The organism is Pseudomonas sp. PME37.24/025, assembly GCF_055556615.1.
Genome location: NZ_JBVHNK010000466.1, coordinates 1 through 239, shown reverse-complemented (window position 1 = coordinate 239; position 239 = coordinate 1). Strand labels below are relative to the sequence as shown.

1 protein-coding gene is annotated in these 239 nt (G+C 74.1%); it reads left to right on the top strand.

The genetic code is table 11. The features are described from left to right. Positions 1 to 19: 19 nt before the first annotated feature. On the top strand, positions 20 to 239 hold a 220-nt coding region (locus ACZ3HH_RS31110; RefSeq protein ID WP_465810576.1), incomplete at its 3' end, for a hypothetical protein.

The following is a 239-nucleotide window of genomic DNA, read 5'->3' as shown; positions in this document are numbered from 1 at the left end:
CATCCGCCTGCACCACGCGATGGCCGACGGCATCACCGCCGTGCGCTTCCTCGACGCGGTGGTCTTCGAGCCGCACGACGCTCCGGCGCACGCCGTCGGCATCCGGGATCCCGACAGCCGACCGTCCCGCTGGCGGGAGTGGGAGCGGATGCCACTGACCCTCGCCCGCGAACTCGGCCATCCCGGTTCCCGCTCACCGTTCGACCGCCCGTTGACCGCGCGGCGCGCGCTCGCGTTCG